At 71.4% G+C, this 14,761-nt stretch carries 14 protein-coding genes; 8 read left to right on the top strand and 6 right to left on the bottom strand.

The genetic code is table 11. From position 1 onward, the window contains the following. Positions 1 to 4 precede the first annotated feature (4 nt). Positions 5 to 1,069, bottom strand: coding sequence for a type III polyketide synthase (locus OG718_RS44505; RefSeq protein ID WP_143642948.1), 1,065 nt, complete (start codon positions 1,067 to 1,069; stop codon positions 5 to 7). A gap of 179 nt (positions 1,070 to 1,248) precedes the next feature. On the opposite strand from OG718_RS44505, the gene OG718_RS44510 reads away from it, so the two are divergent. Further along, positions 1,249 to 1,938 carry a transcriptional regulator gene (locus tag OG718_RS44510; protein ID WP_328846825.1) on the top strand — a complete coding sequence of 230 codons (690 nt, stop codon included), beginning with the start codon at positions 1,249 to 1,251 and terminating at the stop codon, positions 1,936 to 1,938. A gap of 104 nt (positions 1,939 to 2,042) precedes the next feature. Here the strand turns inward: OG718_RS44510 and OG718_RS44515 are convergent, their stop codons facing one another. The 5 genes from OG718_RS44515 to OG718_RS44535 all read right to left on the bottom strand — a co-directional run bounded on the left by OG718_RS44515 (position 2,043) and on the right by OG718_RS44535 (position 7,013). Beyond that, positions 2,043 to 2,282 carry a DUF6213 family protein gene (locus OG718_RS44515; RefSeq protein ID WP_055617065.1) on the bottom strand — a complete coding sequence of 80 codons (240 nt, stop codon included), beginning with the start codon at positions 2,280 to 2,282 and terminating at the stop codon, positions 2,043 to 2,045. A 25-nt stretch (positions 2,283 to 2,307) separates the two neighbouring features. Beyond that, a complete protein-coding gene (locus OG718_RS44520) occupies positions 2,308 to 3,693 on the bottom strand; it encodes an NADP-dependent succinic semialdehyde dehydrogenase (protein WP_143642946.1) in 1,386 nt (461 codons plus the stop codon). A 192-nt stretch (positions 3,694 to 3,885) separates the two neighbouring features. Next, a complete protein-coding gene (locus OG718_RS44525) occupies positions 3,886 to 4,353 on the bottom strand; it encodes an NUDIX domain-containing protein (RefSeq protein WP_328846826.1) in 468 nt (155 codons plus the stop codon). After that, entirely contained in the window at positions 4,350 to 5,897 is a 1,548-nt protein-coding gene (locus tag OG718_RS44530) for an ATP-dependent DNA ligase (protein WP_143642944.1), read from the bottom strand. The genes OG718_RS44525 and OG718_RS44530 overlap by 4 nt, the downstream gene beginning before the upstream one ends. A 180-nt stretch (positions 5,898 to 6,077) precedes the next feature. Further along, complete coding sequence (locus OG718_RS44535) at positions 6,078 to 7,013, bottom strand: NAD(P)/FAD-dependent oxidoreductase (RefSeq protein WP_328846827.1); 936 nt, start codon at positions 7,011 to 7,013, stop codon at positions 6,078 to 6,080. Positions 7,014 to 7,090: 77 nt separating this feature from the next. Between OG718_RS44535 and OG718_RS44540 the strand changes: the two genes are divergently transcribed. The 7 genes from OG718_RS44540 to OG718_RS44570 all read left to right on the top strand — a co-directional run bounded on the left by OG718_RS44540 (position 7,091) and on the right by OG718_RS44570 (position 14,722). After that, positions 7,091 to 7,732, top strand: coding sequence for a helix-turn-helix domain-containing protein (locus OG718_RS44540; protein ID WP_143642942.1), 642 nt, complete (start codon positions 7,091 to 7,093; stop codon positions 7,730 to 7,732). Between the two features lie 93 nt (positions 7,733 to 7,825). Continuing rightward, entirely contained in the window at positions 7,826 to 8,803 is a 978-nt protein-coding gene (locus OG718_RS44545) for an NADPH:quinone oxidoreductase family protein (protein ID WP_306941185.1), read from the top strand. Then, entirely contained in the window at positions 8,800 to 10,002 is a 1,203-nt protein-coding gene (locus OG718_RS44550) for an acyl-CoA dehydrogenase family protein (RefSeq protein ID WP_143642940.1), read from the top strand. The genes OG718_RS44545 and OG718_RS44550 overlap by 4 nt, the downstream gene beginning before the upstream one ends. Continuing rightward, positions 9,999 to 11,099: an acyl-CoA dehydrogenase family protein gene (locus tag OG718_RS44555; RefSeq protein WP_143642939.1), complete on the top strand. Its 1,101-nt coding sequence runs from the start codon at positions 9,999 to 10,001 to the stop codon at positions 11,097 to 11,099. Before OG718_RS44550 ends, OG718_RS44555 begins: the two co-directional genes overlap by 4 nt. 149 nt (positions 11,100 to 11,248) lie before the next feature. Beyond that, a complete protein-coding gene (locus tag OG718_RS44560; RefSeq protein WP_328846828.1) occupies positions 11,249 to 12,832 on the top strand; it encodes an ABC transporter substrate-binding protein in 1,584 nt (527 codons plus the stop codon). Between the two features lie 20 nt (positions 12,833 to 12,852). Beyond that, on the top strand, positions 12,853 to 13,818 hold the full coding sequence (locus OG718_RS44565) for an ABC transporter permease (RefSeq protein ID WP_143643051.1): 966 nt from the start codon (positions 12,853 to 12,855) through the stop codon (positions 13,816 to 13,818). Continuing rightward, positions 13,811 to 14,722, top strand: coding sequence for an ABC transporter permease (locus OG718_RS44570; protein WP_328846829.1), 912 nt, complete (start codon positions 13,811 to 13,813; stop codon positions 14,720 to 14,722). The genes OG718_RS44565 and OG718_RS44570 overlap by 8 nt, the downstream gene beginning before the upstream one ends. Positions 14,723 to 14,761: the final 39 nt, after the last annotated feature.

Consider the following 14,761-nt stretch of genomic DNA (forward strand, 5'->3'; position numbering starts at 1 on the left):
CATGTCATGCCGTTTCTTCGTCTGATCGGTGCCAGCGGCCCAGCGCCATCTCGGCCGTGATCCCCGGCCCGAAGCCGGCGAGCAGTCCGCGTGCCTTGTGGTGGGAGCCGCCCTCGTCGAACAGCCGGCGCAGCGCGTCCAGGACGACGGCGCTGGCGATGTTCCCGTACTCGGTGAGCGTCGCCCGGCTGAACCGGAAGGCCTCCGGCGCCACTTGGAGGAACTTGCTGAGGTCGTCGAGGATCCGCGGACCCCCGGCGTGGATGATGTAGAAGTCCAGGTCGGAGGCGTCCCAGCCGTGCAGGCCCGCCAGGTCCTGCAGAGCGGGGGCGAGCGGCTCCATCGTGGTCGGCACCCGCTTGTCCAGCAGGAAGTGGAAGCCCGTGGCCCGGACGTCGTACATGATCCAGTCCTCGGTCTTGGGGATCAGGTACGAGCCGTTGCGCTCCAGGCGGATGCCCTCGCCGCCGCGTCCGCGGACCACGGCCGCGGCTATCCCGTCCCCGAAGAGGCCGTTGCACAGCAGCGAGCCGACACCCAGGTCGGTCGGCTGGTAGCACAGCGAGCAGAACTCGCAGGCCACGATGAGGGCGTTGGCCTCGGGATAGGCCGTGCAGAAGTCGTGCGCCCGGTTGATCGCCGCGCCCCCGGCGGCACAACCGAGCTGCGCTATCGGCAGCTGGCGCGTGTCGCTGGAGAACTCCATCGAGTTGATCAGCCAGGCCGTCAGCGAGGGCATCATGAAGCCCGTGCACGAGACGTAGACGATCACGTCTATGTCGGCGGCCAGGACCCCCGCCTCGTCGAGCGCCCGCTGTACGACCGCGGGCACCCGGGCCTTCGCCTCGGCCTCGTAGGCCTTGTTGCGCTCCTCGAAGCCCGGGTGCTTCAGGGTCTCCTCGATGGGCCGCACGATGTGCCGGGTGCGTACGCCGGTGTTCTCGATCAGCCGGAGCGCGAGCGGCAACTGGGGGTGATCGGGGTGGCGGGAGCGCGCCAGCTCCAGCGTCTCCTCCATCGTGATCACGTATTCCGGAACGGACACCGCGGGTCTGCACAAAGTCGCCATGTGCCTGCGCCTTCTCTCGCCCGCCGGGAACTCCCTCTCCTCGGCGGAAGGGTGGTTCCACCACGATCACCCGACCGGGCCGGGATATCGCGCCGGACTACTCCAGATCGGGGACCCCCGGGTGGGCGTGGCACCCTGGTCGAAGGGTCAGCGAGTCAGCCGAACCGAAGGAGTGCGTGATGACGCGGACGGCCAGGGAACTGCTGGAGAGCACCACCGGAAAGCTCGCCCCGGACCCTCACGCCAACCGCCTCCTCCCGCTGATCGGCCGGGGCGCGGCTCGCCGCGACACACTCGCGGCCCTGGCCCTCGAACAGCGCCTTGTCATCGCCGCGGACCGCCGCGCGTTCCTCCACCTGGCCGAACGGTCGGCCGCGGAGGGGTCGGCCGCCGGGCCCGAGTGCGCGGCCTTCTTCGGCATGCTCGCCGAGGGCGAGACCCTGGCCCAGGACCGGCTCGGGGCGTACGCGGCGGCCTGCGGCGTGGACGCGGCAGGGGAGGCGGCGTACGAGCCCCTCGCCGACTGCCAGGCCTACCCCGCGTACGTCGCCTGGCTGGCACTCAACGGCTCACCCGCCGAGGTGGTCCTCGCCCTCAGCGCCAACTTCGCGGCCTGGGGCGGCTATTGCGCCACGATCGCCGAGTCCCTGCGCCGCCAGTACGGCTTCGACGACGAGCCCTGCGGCTTCTTCGACTTCTTCGCCGAGCCCGCACCCGAGCTGGAGCAGAGGGCCTCGGCGGCCGTGCAGGCAGGGCTCGACGCGGGAGGACTGGACGAGAACGAGGTCCACCACTACGGCCGACTGCTGCAGACCTACGAGACGAGGTTCTGGCACGCACTCTGGGAACTGGATCAAAGGGTTCACTGAGGAGCGCCCCTCAAGGGGCGCGGGGCTGTATCGATGTGCGGCTCCGCCGCGTGGGCGCGACCAGCCAGAACGAACCCGCAGTGATCAGAGCGCCCCGCGAACTCCTAGCCGGACGCACTCCCACTGCTGTGCGCAATGCATGCCACGTCAATCCGGTCGGCAAGCTTCGCAAGCTCGATGGTGAGCGCGGCGACGGTGTCCTCGTCGAGCCCGTCCTGCCCCGCCTCCACCAGATGCAGCCACCGACCACCCATCGTTCGCAGGAGCTTGCTCACGTCGGCCGCGGAAACCTGCAAGGTACCGCGGTCGTCGACGATCAGAGGCAGGGTCACTTCGCGGTTCACAGAGGGGATCGTAGCTCCGGAACGCTCACGCTCCGTGCCATACGGTGGTGATGTTGCAGAACTCTCGGATTCCGTGTCCCGACAGCTCACGCCCGTAACCCGACCGCTTCACCCCGCCGAACGGGAACGCCGGGTGTGACGCCGTCATCCCGTTGACGTACACGCCGCCCGCCTCCAGATCACGTACGAAACGGTCGACCTCGGCCTCGTCGCGGGTCCAGACATTGGAACTCAACCCGAACGGCGTGTCGTTGGCGATCGCCACGGCCTCGTCGAGATCGGCGGCTCGGTAGAGCGTCGCCACCGGTCCGAAGGCCTCCTCCAGGTGGATGCGCATCTCGGGGGTGATGTCGGCGAGAACGGTCGGCGGGTAGTACCAGCCGGACCCGTCGGGGCGCTCGCCGCCGCACAGGACGCTCGCGCCGCTCTCGACGGCGTCGTCGACCAGTTCCTCCAGGTCGCCGCGGCCCTGTTCGGTGGAGAGCGGGCCGACGTCCGTGTTCTCGTCCAGGGGGTCGCCCACCGTCAGGGCCTTCATGCCCGCCGTGAAGCGCTCGGCGAAGGCGTCGAAGACGTCCGTGTGCACGATGAACCGCTTGGCGGCGATGCACGACTGTCCGTTGTTCTGCACCCGGGCCGTCACGGCGACCTGCGCCGCCCGGTCGATGTCCGCCGACGGCATCACCACGTACGGGTCGCTGCCGCCGAGCTCCAGGACCGTCTTCTTGACCTCGTCCCCGGCGACCGACGCGACCGCGCGGCCCGCCGGTTCGCTGCCGGTCAGGGTGGCCGCCTTGACCCGCGGGTCGCGCAGGATGTCCTCGACCGCGCCCGAGCCGATGAGCAGTGTCTGGAAACAGCCCTCCGGGTAGCCCGCCCGGCGGAACAGGTCCTCCAGGTAGAGGGCGGTCTGCGGGACGTTCGAGGCGTGCTTGAGCAGGCCGACGTTGCCCGCCATCAGCGCGGGCGCGGCGAAGCGGATCACCTGCCAGAGCGGGAAGTTCCACGGCATGACCGCCAGGACGGGGCCGAGCGGGCGGTAGCGCACGAGGACGCGGGAGGCGCCGGAGTCCTGTGCGTCGGACGGGTCGCCCTCCTCGTCGGCGAGGAGTTCCTCGGCGTGGTCGGCGTACCAGCGCATCGCCTTCGCGCATTTGGTGGCCTCCGCGCGGGCCTGCTTGACCGGCTTGCCCATCTCCGTCGTCATCACGCGGGCGATGTCCTGCGCGTCGCCTTCCAGGAGGTCGGCGGCTCGGTGCAGTAGCTGTGCCCGCTCGGCGAATGAGGTTGAGCGGTGGGTGTGGAACGCCGCCTCTGCGGTTGCGAGGCGGTTTTCGATCTCCTCGGCGCTCAGGGCGTCATAGGTCTTGAGCGTTTCGCCGTTCGCCGGGTTCACCGTTGCGATGGGCATGGCTTTGACCTCCTGGTACGGGCTGTGACTTCGACAATCCCGCTCCGCGGGACGGGGCGCAACGCGGACGGGGGCCGCGTACCCGTGCGGGGGCCCGGCATGTGTGGCGTCCCGGGGGCGGTATTCGACGTGGGGGTCCGCCGTGGCTGGTCGCGCAGTTCCCCGCGCCCCCAAAAGAAGGGGCGCGTCTCCTCAGCTCGTCTGTTTTGCGAGGCGGTCCAGGAACGTTGTCTGGGCCTTGACCAGCAGGGTCCGTGCCCGGTCCAGGTCCAGCCATTCCGCTCTGTCCAGTTCAGGGAACTCCTGGACCTGGCCGGAGCCCCGTGGCCACTCCATCGTGAACGTGCCGGGGACTACCGCCGTGACGTCCAGGTCCGCCTCGATCGCCCAGACCGTGACGACCTTGCGGTTGGTCTGGGTGACCTCGCCGAGCGGGATGGGGTCGCCGTCGGGAGGCGGGAGTCCCAGTTCCTCCTGGAACTCTCGGCGTGCCGCGTCCCAGGCCGGTTCGTCCGGCTCGTACTCGCCCTTTGGCACGGTCCAGGCGCCGGCGTCGCGACGGGCGAAGAACGGGCCGCCCATGTGGCCCAGGAGTACCTCGATGCCTTGGTCGGTGTGGCGGAACAGGAGCAGGCCGGCACTGCGTTTGGTGACGGTCACGGGGTGACCTCCGGGTGGGCGGCGAGCAGGGTCTCCACGGTGTCGGCCTGTGCCGGGGTCTTGTCCTCGCGGTAGCGCACGACCCGGGCGAAGCGGAGGGTGACACCCGCCGGATAGCGCGTGGAGCGCTGCAGACCGTCGTACGCGATCTCGACGACGAGTTCGGGACGGACGGTCACGACCCAGCCGTTGTCCTCGACGGCGAGTTCCTGGAGCCGTTCGGTCTGCCAGGCCAGCATCACGTCCGTCAGCCCTTTGAAGGTCTTGCCCAGCATGGCGAAGGAGCCGTCCGGATTGCGGGCGCCCAGATGCAGGTTGGAGAGCTTGCCGGTGCGTCGCCCGTGGCCCCACTCGGCGGCCAGTACGACCAGGTCCAGGGTGTGTACGGGCTTGACCTTCAGCCAGGAGGCTCCGCGGCGGCCCGCGCTGTAGGGGGCGTCGAGGCCCTTGAGTACGACACCCTCGTGGCCGCGCTTCAGCGTGTCGGCGAGGAACTGTTCGGCGTCGGCCCGCGCCCGCGCATCCGCCGGGTCGGCCACGAGGGTGCGGCGTACACGCATGGGCTCGGGGACCAGACGGGCCAGTTCGGCGTGGCGGTCGGCGAACGGCAGGTCGAGCAGGTCGCGGCCGTCGACGGAGAGCGCGTCGAAGAAGACGGGGGAGACGGGGACGGCCTCGGCGGCCGTGGCGACGTCCACGCGGGAGCCCACGCGGCCCGCGATGTCCTGGAACGACCGCGGCCGCCCGCCCTCGTCGAACGCGATGACCTCGCCGTCGAGGATGAAGTGCTCGCCCTTCAGCTCCCGTGCCGCGGAGGTGAGTTCGGGCAGCCGGTCCGTGATGTCGTCCAGGGTGCGGGTGTAGAGGCGTACGTCGTCGCCGTCGCGGTGGACCTGGACGCGGATGCCGTCCAGCTTCTCCTCGACCGCGCAGGCGCCGAGCTTGTCGATCGCCTCGGTGACCGACGGGGCGCTGTGCGCGAGCATCGGCTGGACGGGGCGGCCGACTGTGAGCCGGAACTCGGCGAGCACCTCCGGTCCGTCGGCGAGCAGCCGCTCGGCCACGGTCTGGAGCGAACCCGCCAGCATCACCGCACGCCGTACGTCGGCGGAGGGCGCGCCCGTCGCCTGGGCTAGGCCCTCCACGGCGACGGCGTCCAGGGCTCCCTGGCGCACCTCACCGCCGATCAGCCCGAGCAGGAACCGCTGCTCGGGCTCGGTCGACGCACCCATCAACTCGCCGACCAGCCGCGCCCGTTCCGCCTGGGAGCCGGCGCCGGAGACCTTGCCGAGAGCCGTGAGGCGGGCGTCCACCTCTTGCACGGTCAGCGTGGGCTCCGCGGCGGGCGGGACGGGCGTGCTGAGAATCTTCCAGCCGATGCCGAGCCGCCCCTGGGGGAGTCGGCCCGCCAGATACGGGATGACGATCGGCACGTCGTCCGCCTCGGCGTCCCGGAACAGCTCCGCGAGCAGAGCCGTCTTCCGGGACCGCGCCGAGGTGGCGGCGACCTCCTGGGACACACGGGCGAGCCGGTGCAGCAGCATGCAGCCATGGTGCAACGGAGGCGCCCGATCCACACCCGCACGGCGGAGTCTTCGGCCGGCGCCCGCACGGCTGCTCCTTCGGTTCGCGCCTGCCCGGCCGCGTCTTCGGCCGGCGCCCGCACGGCCCGCGTCCGGGGGGTCGGCTTCGGGGTGCTGCGGTGTACTGCGGCCCGCTTCGGGCTACGTCCGCACGGCCGCGTCGAGGTCCGTGAAGAGCAGTTCGCCGTTGATCGTGGCTCCCGCCCGGTAGCCGCCGCTCGCCGCGTTCACCACCTGCTCGCCGAAACCGATCGCGTTGCCCGCCGCCCAGACGCCGGGCACGCTGGTCAGACCCGTCGCGTCGACCACGGCGTACGTGCCGAACGGTGTCTCCTGCAGCTCGGCGCCGAGCCGCTCCAGGAGGCCGGTGCGCGGGACGGCCCGGGGTGCGACGAACAGGACCGAGCGCTCGTGCGTCGTGCCGTCCGCCAGCCGGATCCCGGTGAGCCGGTCGTCGTCGACGGCCAGCCCGGCGACCTCGCCGGGCACCACGTCGACTCCCGCCGCGGCGAGCCTGCGCAGATCCTCGTCCGCGAGTTCGTCCTCGGCGACCGTGTGCAGGAAGAGGGTCACGTCCTTCGACCACTGGGAGACCATCAGCGCCTGGTGGACGCCCATCGGTGTCGTGGCGAGCACGCCGAAGGCCTGGTCCCGTACCTCCCAGCCGTGGCAGTAGGGGCAGTGCAGTACGTCCCGCCCGAAGCGCTCGGCGACACCCGGCACCTTCGGCAGTTCGTCCGCGAGGCCGGTGGCGACGACCAGCCTGCGCCCGTGCACCGTGCGCCCGCCTTCGAGCGTCACGTCGAACTCCCCGTCCGCGTCCTTGGCCACGTCCACCGCCCGGTCCCGGACGAGTCCGACGCCGTAGCGCGCGATCTCCTCGCGTCCCACGGCGAGGAACTCCGCCGGCGACATGCCGTCCCGCGACAGATAGCCCTGCATGTGCGCGGCGGGCGCGTTGCGCGGCTCGCCCGTGTCGATCACGAGCACACTCCGCCGTGCGCGTCCCAGGACGAGCGCGGCGGACAGTCCGGCCGCGCCGCCTCCGACGACGACCACTTCGTACCTCTCGGTCATGGTGACCACCTCCACTGAGAAGGTCGCGCAGCTCCTGCCGTATTGACAAACATCTTTGCCGAAACTGCAATGAGGGGATGAGTGAGCACGACGAGCACCAGAGCCACGAGGAGACCGGCGCGGACGCCGGCACCGGCACCGACGACGTCCTCGCGGAAGTCGGACCGCGGCTGCGCCGCATTCGCAAGGAGCGGGGCGCCACCCTCGCGGGGCTGTCCTCCGCCACCGGAATCTCCGTGAGCACCCTGTCCCGCCTGGAGTCCGGGCTGCGCAAACCCAGCCTGGAGCTCCTGCTGCCCATCGCCCGTGCCCACCAGGTGCCCCTCGACGAACTGGTCGGGGCCCCGCAGGTCGGTGACCCCCGTATCCGGGCGCCGAAGCCCATCGTCCATTACGGCCGCACCCACTGGCCGCTCACCCGCCAGCCAGGCGGCCTCCAGGCCTACAAGGTGCTCGAACCGCAGCGGAAACTGGAGCCGGAACCGCGGACGCACGAGGGCTACGAGTGGCTGTACGTGCTGTCCGGGCGGCTGCGCCTGGTGCTCGGCGAGCACGACGTCGTACTCGGCGCGGGGGAGGCCGCCGAGTTCGACACGCGTGTGCCCCACTGGTTCGGGTCGACGGGGGAGGGGCCGGTGGAGTTCCTGAGCCTCTTCGGGCGGCAGGGGGAGCGGATGCATGTGCGGGCGCGCCCGAAGAAGCGTGGCGAAGCCGACTGACAACGGCCTACGCGGAGTGTTCCCAGAGGGGCAAGCGACCGCTTAGTATGCAATCGACCCCGGTCAGATGAAGCAGTCCCGTGGAGGCCCGGCATGCAGGCATGGCAAGTGCACGAGATCGGCGAGCCGAGCGAGGTGATGCGGCTTGAGGACGTGGAGCGGCCCACGCCCGGTGACGGCCAGGTCCTGCTCAAGGTGCGCGCCGCGAACATCAACTTCCCGGACGCCCTGATGTGCCGCGGGCAGTACCAGGTCAGGCCGCCCCTGCCGTTCACGCCGGGCGTGGAGATCTGCGGCGAGACCGAGGACGGTCGGCGCGTCATCGCCAACCCGGCGCTGCCGTACGGCGGCTTCGCCGAGTACGCCGTCGCGGACGCCGCCGCTGTCCTGCCCGCCCCCGCCGCGCTGGACGATGCCGAGGCCGCCGCGCTGCACATCGGCTACCAGACCGGCTGGTTCGGGCTGCACCGGCGGGCTCGCCTGGAGGCCGGCGAGACGCTGCTCGTCCACGCTGCCGCCGGAGGGGTCGGCAGCGCGGCCGTGCAGCTCGGGAAGGCCGCGGGCGCCAAGGTCATCGGCGTCGTGGGCGGTGCGGACAAGGCGGCCGTCGCCCGTGAGCTGGGTTGTGACATCGTCGTGGACCGGCGTGCCGAGGACGTCGTCGCCGCGGTGAAGGAGGCCACCGGAGGCCGGGGCGCCGACGTGATCTACGACCCCGTCGGTGGCGACGCCTACACGCAGTCCACCAAGGTCGTGGCCTTCGAGGGCCGCATCGTGGTCGTGGGCTTCGCGAGCGGCAGCATCCCGAGCCCGGGCCTCAACCACGCGCTGGTGAAGAACTACTCGATCCTGGGCCTGCACTGGGGCCTCTACAACACCAAGGACCCGAAGCTGGTCCTGCGCTGCCACGAGGAGCTGACCGAGCTGGCCGCCAGGGGCGGGATCAAGCCGCTCGTCAGCGAGCGGGTGCCGCTGAGCGGGGCCGCCGCCGCGGTGCAGCGGGTCGCCGACGGCGTCACCACCGGCCGTGTCGCCGTGGTGCCCGCTCTTGAGAGCGGAGCGGCCGGATGACCGACGCCGCGAGCACGACACCCGACTCCACCGAACTGCGCCGCCGCACCCAGGAGTTGCTGGCCGCGCAGCCGCCGGCGACGACCGACCGCCTCGACTTCCTCAAGGCGCGGTTCGACGCGGGACTCGCCTGGGTGCACTACCCGAAGGGCCTCGGCGGACTCGGTGCCCCGCGTTCCCTCCAGGGCGTCGTGGACGCCGAGTTGGAGGCCGCGGGCGCGCCCGACAACGACCCGCGGCGCATCGGCATCGGCCTCGGCATGGCCGCGCCGACGATCCTCGGCTTCGGCACCGAGGAGCAGAAGAGCCGCTTCCTCAGGCCCCTCTGGGTCGGCGAGGAGGTCTGGTGCCAGCTGTTCAGCGAGCCGGGCGCGGGCTCCGACCTGGCGGCGCTCGGTACCCGTGCGGTGCGTGACGGCGACGACTGGGTGGTCAACGGGCAGAAGGTGTGGACGTCCAGCGCCCACCTCGCCCGCTGGGCCATCCTCATCGCCCGCACCGACCCGGACGCGCCCAAGCACCGCGGCATCACCTACTTCATCTGCGACATGACCGATCCCGGTGTCGAGGTGCGGCCGCTGCGCCAGATCACCGGCGAGGCCGAGTTCAACGAGGTGTTCCTCACCGACGTCCGCATCCCCGACGCGCACCGCCTCGGCGAGGTCGGCGACGGCTGGCGGGTCGCACAGACCACGCTCATGAACGAGCGCGTCTCCATCGGCGGCATGCGCATCCCGCGCGAGGGCGGCATGATCGGCCCGGTCTCCAAGACCTGGCGCGAGCGCCCCGACCTGCGCACCCACGACCTGCACCAGCGGCTGCTCACTCTGTGGGTCGAGGCCGAGGTCGCGCGGCTCACCGGCGAACGCCTGCGCCAGCAGCTCGTCGCGGGCCAGCCGGGCCCCGAGGGCTCCGGCATGAAGCTCGCGTTCGCCCGCCTCAACCAGGAGATCAGCGGCCTGGAGGTCGAACTCCTCGGCGAGGAGGGCCTGTTGTACGAGGACTGGACGATGCGCCGTCCCGAACTCGTCGACTTCACCGGCCGTGACGCCGGGTACCGCTACCTCCGCTCCAAGGGCAACAGCATCGAGGGCGGGACCAGCGAGGTCCTGCTCAACATCGTCGCCGAACGCGTGCTGGGCCTGCCCTCCGAGCCGCGCACCGACAAGGACGTCGCCTGGAAGGACCTCGCCCGATGAGCGCCCCCGATCTGCTGTACTCGGAAGAGGAAGAGGCGCTGCGCGCCGCCGTCCGCGACCTCCTCACGGATCACTGCGACGCGCCGGGCGTCATCGCCCGCACGGAGTCGGACCGCCCGCACGATCCCGAGTTGTGGAAGGCCCTCTCGGACGGCATGGGCCTCGCGGGCCTCCTCGTCCCCGAGGCGCAGGGCGGCCAGGGTGCCACGCACCGCGAAGTCGCCGTCGTCGTGGAGGAGTTGGGCCGCGCGGTCGCCCCCGTCCCGTATCTGACGAGTGCCGTGGTCGCGACCGAGGCGCTGCTCGCGTGCGGGTCCGACGAGGCCGTCGAGCTGCTCACCGCTCTCGCGTCCGGCCGTACGATCGGCGCGCTCGCGGTGGCGCTGCCCGCCGGGCCAGGGGCGCCCTACAAGTCCGTACGCCACGAAGGCGGCGCTCTGCACGGGGAGTTGACCGGCATCGCGGACGCGGTCGCCGCGGACGTCCTGCTCGTGCCTGCGGAGGACGGCGGTCTGTACGCCGTGGACGCCGGTGCCGACGGCGTCACGGTCACCCCGCAGGTCTCCCTCGACCTGACCCGGCCGGTCGCCACGGTCACCCTCGACGGGGCCCCGGCGCGCCTCCTCACCCCGGACGCCGCACCGGCCGTACGGCGTGCCCTGCGCGCCGGAGCCGGGCTGCTCGTCTCCGAGCAACTCGGCCTCGCGGACTGGTGCTTGACGGAGACGGTCCGCTATCTGAAGGAGCGCAAGCAGTTCAACCGCCCGGTCGGTGGCTTCCAGGCGCTCAAGCACCGGCTCGCCGCACTGTGGCAGGAGGTCGTGGGCACTCGCGCCGCGGCCCGCAACGCAGCCGACGCGCTGGCCGCCGGGAGTCCGGACGCCGATGTGGCGGTCGCCGTCGCCCAGGCCTACGCCTCACCCGTCGCGGTGCACGCCGCCGAGGAGGCGGTCCAGCTGCACGGCGGTATCGGCATGACCTGGGAGCACCCGGTCCACCTGTACCTGAAGCGCGCCAAGGCCGATTCGATCGCGTACGGAACGGCGGGTGCCCACCGCGAGGCGCTGGCGGGTCTGGTGGACCTCCAGGCCCCCTGATCTCCCCTGATTCACGCCCGCCCACGGCACGAAGGCCCGCTCCGACCCCCCCGGACAGGAGCGGGCCTTCGCTTTACCCAACTCCCTCATCATGCATAATTGCGAACTGTTCGCAATAACTGTTGATGTTCATTAGGGGTGGGGGCGGCATGAGGGCCCGATCGATACGAGGCATGGGCACCCTGGCGACGGCCGCCGCTCTGGCGACCGTCGCCTCCGCGTGTTCGGCGCCCGGCGAAGGGGAGAGCGGGGGTGCGGCGACTTCGGCCGTCGTCGGCATCGCCTACGAACCCGAGACCCTCAGCCCGCTCCTCGGCTTCGGCAAGGACGGCAACTCCAAGATCTTCGACGGCCTGCTCACCCACGACGCCGACCTGAAGCTGAAGCCCGCACTCGCCGCCGCGCTGCCCCGGGTGAGCGACGACGGCCGCACGTACACGTACGCGCTGCGCAAGGGCGTGAAGTTCAGCGACGGCGAGCCGTTCACCGCAGACGACGTCGTCTTCACCTACGAGACCATCCTCGACGAGAAGACCAACAACCCCTCCAAGGGCGAACTCGACGCGATCGAGAGCGTCGAGGCGAAGGGCGCCGACACGGTCGTCTTCCGGCTCAAGTACCCCTACGCGCCCTTCGCGGAGCGCACGGTGCTGCCCATCGCACCCGAGCACCTGGCCGGCGGCCAGGACGTCAACACCGGGTCGTTCGGGACGAAGCCCGTCGGCACCGGACCCTACAGGCTGGCCAAGTGGTCCAAGGGCGAGCAGCTCGTCCTGGAGGCCAACTCCGGCTACTGGGGCGGACTTCCGAAGATCGAGCGCTTCACCATGGCGATCATCAAGGACGACGACGTACGCGCCACCCGGCTGCGCTCCGGCGACCTCGACGGCGCGATCCTGCCGCCGAACCTCGCCAAGGCCTTCCAGGGGTCGGGGCAGAAGACGTACGCGGCCAAGAGCTTCGACTACCGCACGGTCACCCTGCCGACCGGCAACAAGGTCACCGGGAACACCGCCGTGCGCCGCGCCCTCGACATCGCCGTGGACCGCAAGGCCATGGTCGACGGCATCCTCGAAGGCGCCGGCAAGGTGGCCCACGGGCCCGTCCCGACCGACAGCGAATGGTTCACCGAGGGCACCGAGCGGACGTACGACCCGAAGAAGGCGCGGACGATCCTCGACGCGGCCGGCTGGAAGCCGGGCAAGGACGGCATCCGCGTCAAGGACGGCGTCCGCGCCAGCTTCCCGCTCTGGTACGTCTCGGGCGACAAGCTCCGTCAGGACCACGCCCTCGCCTACGCCTCCGACGCCAAGAAGATCGGCGTCGAGGTCGAGGTGCAGGCGGGCACCTGGGAGGTCATCGAGCCGCGCATGCCCAAGGACGCGGTGCTCGCGGGCGGCGGCTCACCTGCCGACCCCGACTTCGACCAGTACCCGCTCCTCAGGTCGGACCTCGCGGGCGACGGCTTCAACAACATGGGCCGGTACGACAACGCCACCGTCGACCGCGCGCTGAAGAACGGCCGCGAGAGCGACGACCCGGCCCAGCGCAAGGCCGCCTACGACACCGTGCAGCGCGAGCTGGTGAAGAACCCCGGCTACACCTTCCTGACCCACATCGACCACCTCTACGTGGTCGACGACCGCTTCGGCGAACTGTCCACGCAGGTCGAACCGCACGACCACGGTCTGGCGGCGGGCCCGTGGTGGAACGTCGAGGACTGGCGGCCGTGAGCCGTCCGCCGTGGGGGCCCATGGCGCGGCTGGCGGGACGGCGGGCCCTGTTCGCAGTCCCTGTCCTCGGGATCGTCACGTTCGGGGTCTTCGCGATCGCCGCGGCCTCCCCGTTCGACCCCGTCAAGGCCTACGCGGGCACGGCCGGACTCAGCGCCTCGCAGGAGACCCTGGACCAGTTGCGCGCGAACCTCGGTGCCGACGAGCCGCTCGTCACTCGATGGTGGAACTGGCTGACGTCCGCCGTGCAGGGCGACCTCGGCGACTCCAGCGCCCTGCGCCAGCCGGTCGCCGACGTGATCGCCGAACGCGTCGGCTGGTCCGTGCTGCTCGCCTCCGCAGCCTTCCTCGTGGCCGTCCTGCTGGGCGGCGTTCTCGGCGTCCTCGCCGCGCGCCGGCCGGGCGGCTGGACCGACAGGGCCGTCACCTCGCTCGCGTACACCCTGGAGGCCGCGCCGCCGTTCTGGCTGGGCCTGCTCGTGATGTGGTTCTTCGCCCTGAAACTGGGTGTGCTGCCCGCGGGCGGTCTGACGGACACCGGCAGCACGGTCGTCACGGCCGGGCAGGTCGCACGCCATCTCGTGCTGCCCGCAAGCGTGTTGGCCCTCTCCCAGCTGCCGTGGTTCGTGCTGTACGTCCGACAGGGGGTCGGCGACGCACTCCAGGAGGACCCCGTACGTGGCGCGCGTGCGCGTGGACTCGCCGAGCGCACCGTCCTGTTGGGGCACGCCCTGCGCTCGGGGATGCTGCCGGTGCTCACGCTCGTCGGCTCACGCGTGCCCGAACTCATCACCGGGGCGCTGCTCGTGGAGACCGTCTTCAGCTGGCCCGGCATCGCCGCGGCGACCGTCGAGGCGGCCACCTCCGTCGACTTCCCGCTGCTCGCCGCACTGACCGTGCTCGCCACGATCGCCGTACTGGTGGGGAACCTCCTCGCGGACCTGCTGTACGGGCTCGCGGACCCGAGGGTGGGCTTCGATGGCTGAGACGACGACGAGGGCTACTGGGGTGACCGAGGTCGGCGAGACGGCTGAGGTGTGGCGCACGCGCGCGGTCGTACGGCGTTCCACGCGCGTGTGGCGGGTGCGCGGCTCAGCCGCCGTCGTGGCCGTGATCGTGCTGGCCGTGCTCCTCGTGCCGCCCCTCGTCCAGCTCGACCAGCAGGCCGTGGACCTGGCCGCCAAGCTCCAACCACCCTCCCTGGCCCACCCGTTCGGCACCGACGACGTGGGACGGGACCTGCTGCTGCGCTGTGTCTACGGACTGCGGGTCTCGCTGCTGGTCGGCGTGGTGGCGGCCGTCGTGTCCACCGTGGTCGGCACTGTCGTCGGCGCGGTCGCGGGCGCGTTCGGAGGATGGGCCGACCGGCTGCTGATGCGACTCGTGGACGTGTTCGCGTCCGTGCCGCACCTGCTCCTCGGCATCTTCATCGTCGCCATGTTCCGGCCCGGTGTGTGGCCGGTCGTCGTCTCGGTGGCACTCACCCACTGGCTGTCGACGGCCCGGATCGTCCGCGCGGAGATCCTCTCCCTGCGCTCCCGCCCGTACGTCGACGCCGCGATCTCGGGCGGCGCCTCGCGCTACCGGGTGGCGGTGCGGCACCTGCTGCCCGGTGTGCTGCCCCAGGCCGGACTCGCCGCCGTCCTCATGGTGCCGCACGCCGTCTGGCACGAATCCGCCCTGTCCTTCCTCGGGTTGGGGCTGCCCACCCATCAGGCCAGCCTCGGCACGCTGGTGCAGAGCGCGCGCGGCTCGCTGCTCGCCGGGGACTGGTGGCCCACCCTCTTCCCCGGGCTGTGCGCCGTCGCCGCCACCCTCGCCATCGCGGGGCTCGCGGGCGCCTGGCGCGAACGGCTCAACCCACGAAGCCGATCGGAGCTGATGCTGTGACACCGGAAGCCGATGGCGCGAACGTCCTGTCGGTACAGG

Origin of the sequence: Streptomyces sp. NBC_00258 (assembly GCF_036182465.1) — a bacterium.
In the GTDB taxonomy this organism is placed as follows: Bacteria; Actinomycetota; Actinomycetes; order Streptomycetales; family Streptomycetaceae; genus Streptomyces.